Source organism: Pseudomonas batumici (genome assembly GCF_000820515.1).
Taxonomy (GTDB): domain Bacteria; phylum Pseudomonadota; class Gammaproteobacteria; order Pseudomonadales; family Pseudomonadaceae; genus Aquipseudomonas; species Aquipseudomonas batumici.
Genome location: NZ_JXDG01000122.1, coordinates 1 through 2,389, shown reverse-complemented (window position 1 = coordinate 2,389; position 2,389 = coordinate 1). Strand labels below are relative to the sequence as shown.

1 protein-coding gene is annotated in these 2,389 nt (G+C 61.7%); it reads right to left on the bottom strand.

All coding sequences use genetic code 11. The annotated features are described in order from the left end of the window. The coding region (locus UCMB321_RS31985; RefSeq protein ID WP_040072083.1) for a beta strand repeat-containing protein at positions 1-2,389 on the bottom strand (2,389 nt) is incomplete at both ends.

Below are 2,389 nucleotides of genomic sequence, written 5' to 3'. Positions count from 1 at the left end.
AGAAAGTCATTACCCGCTCCCCCCAGCAGGGTGTCGTTGCCGTCACCACCGGACAACACATCGTTGCCGTCGCCGCCATCGACCAGATCGTTACCAGCCGCGCCGTTGAGGGTGTCGTTGCCCATCCCACCGGTCAAGGTGTCGTCAGCCGATGTGCCGCGGATGTTGTCGTCGCCAGCTGTGCCAGCCAGCAGCGTGGCGGTAATAGCGGCCATATTCCAAATAGTGCCATCAGCAAATTGCACCTGCTGCACCGGGTTGAAGGGATTGGCCGTGCTGTCGTTATAGAAGAACCCGCTGATCGTGATCTTGTCGGTGGTGCCGGCGATGCTCAACTCCAGGCCCGCGTTAGAGCCGAAGCTCGGGTCGTACACCTGCTTTAGCACCACGTCGCTTGGCGCGACGCCTGCTTTGAACTGCAAGGTATTGAGTTTGCCGACCGTGGTGTCGTAGGTATACACCACCTGGTCCTGGCCGTCGCCACGACCGAACAGGTAGGTGTTGTTGCCAGTGCCGCCATTCAGGGTGTCGTTGCCGGTGCCTCCATCCAGCACGTCGTTGCCCGCGCCACCATCGAGGGAGTCGTTCCCCGCTCCCCCCAGCAGGGTGTCATTGCCGGCCCCCCCGCTGAGGGTGTCGTTGCCCAGCCCGCCGCTCAACATATCGTCGGCTGATGTGCCGTGGATGCTGTCATCGCCAGCCGTGCCTGCAAAAAGCGTGGCGGTGATGGCGGCCATATCCCAGGTGGTGCCGTCAGCAAACTGCACCTGCTGCACCGGGTTGAAGGGATTGGCCGTACTGTCGTTATAGAAGAACCCGCTGATCGTGATCTTGTCGGTGGTGCCGGCGATGCTCAACTCCAAGCCCGCGTTAGAGCCGAAGTTCGGGTCGTACACCTGCTTCAACACCACGTCGCTTGGTGCGACCCCCGCCTTGAACTGCAAGGTATTGAGCTTGCCGACTGTGGTGTCGTAGGTGTACACCACCTGGTCCTGGCCATCACCGCGACCGAACAGGTAGGTGTTGTTGCCGGTCCCGCCATTCAGCGTGTCGTTGCCGATGCCGCCATCCAGCACGTCGTTGCCCGCGCCGCCGTCGAGGGAGTCGTTACCCGCTCCCCCCAGCAGGGTATCGTTGCCGGCCGCCCCGCTGAGGGTGTCGTTGCCCAGCCCACCGGTCAACATATCATCGGCCGACGTGCCGCGGATGTTTTGGTCGCCAGTTGTGTCGGCCATGCCTGCCAGCAGTGCGGTGGTGATAGCGGCCATATTCCAAATGGTGCCGTCAGCAAATTGCACCTGCTGGACCGGGTTGTAGGGATTGGCCGTGCTGTCGTTATAGAAGAAACCGCTGATCGTGATCTTGTCGGTGGTCCCGGCGATGCTCAACTCCAAACCCGCGTTAGATCCGAAGTTCGGATCGTACACTTGCTTCAGCATCACATCGCTTGGCGCGACACCCGCCTTGAATTGCAATGTATTGAGCTTGCCGACCGTGGTGTCGTAGGTGTACACCACCTGGTCCTGGCCATCACCGCGACCGAACAGGTAGGTGTTGTTACCGGTCCCGCCATTCAGTGTGTCGTTGCCGGTACCGCCATCCAGCACATCGTTGCCCGCACCTCCGTCGAGGGAGTCGTTACCCGCTCCCCCCAGCAGGGTGTCATTGCCAGCAGCCCCGCTGAGGGTGTCGTTGCCCAGCCCGCCGCTCAACATATCGTCGGCCGATGTGCCGCGGATGTTGTCGTCGCCAGCCGTACCCGCAAACAGCGTGGCGGTGATGGCGGCCATATCCCAGGTAGTGCCGTCAGCAAATTGCACTTGCTGCACCGGATTGTAGGGATTGGCCGTGCTGTCGTTATAGAAGAACCCGCTGATCGTGATCTTGTCAGTGGTGCCAGCGATGCTCAGCTCCAGCGCGCCGTTACTGCCTCCCATCTGGTTGTCATAGACTTGCCGAAGCACCACATCGCTTGGGGCGACCCCCGTCTTGAACTGCAAAGTATTGAGCTTGTCGGCCGTGGTGTCATAGCTGATCGTTACCACATCCTGGCCGTCGCCACGACCGAACAGGTAGGTGTTGTTGCCGGTCCCGCCACTCAGGGTGTCGTTGCCGGTGCCACCATCCAGCACGTCGTTGCCCGCGCCACCGTCGAGAAAGTCATTACCCGCTCCCCCCAGCAGGGTGTCGTTGCCGGCCCCCCCGCTGAGGGTGTCGTTGCCCAGCCCGCCGCTCAACATATCGTTGGCCGACGTGCCACGGATGTTGTCGTCGCCGGCCGTGCCCGCAAACAGCGTGGCGGTGATGGCGGCCATATCCCAGGTGGTGCCGTCAGCAAATTGCACCTGCTGCACCGGGTTGTAGGGATTGGCCGTGCTGTCGTTATAGA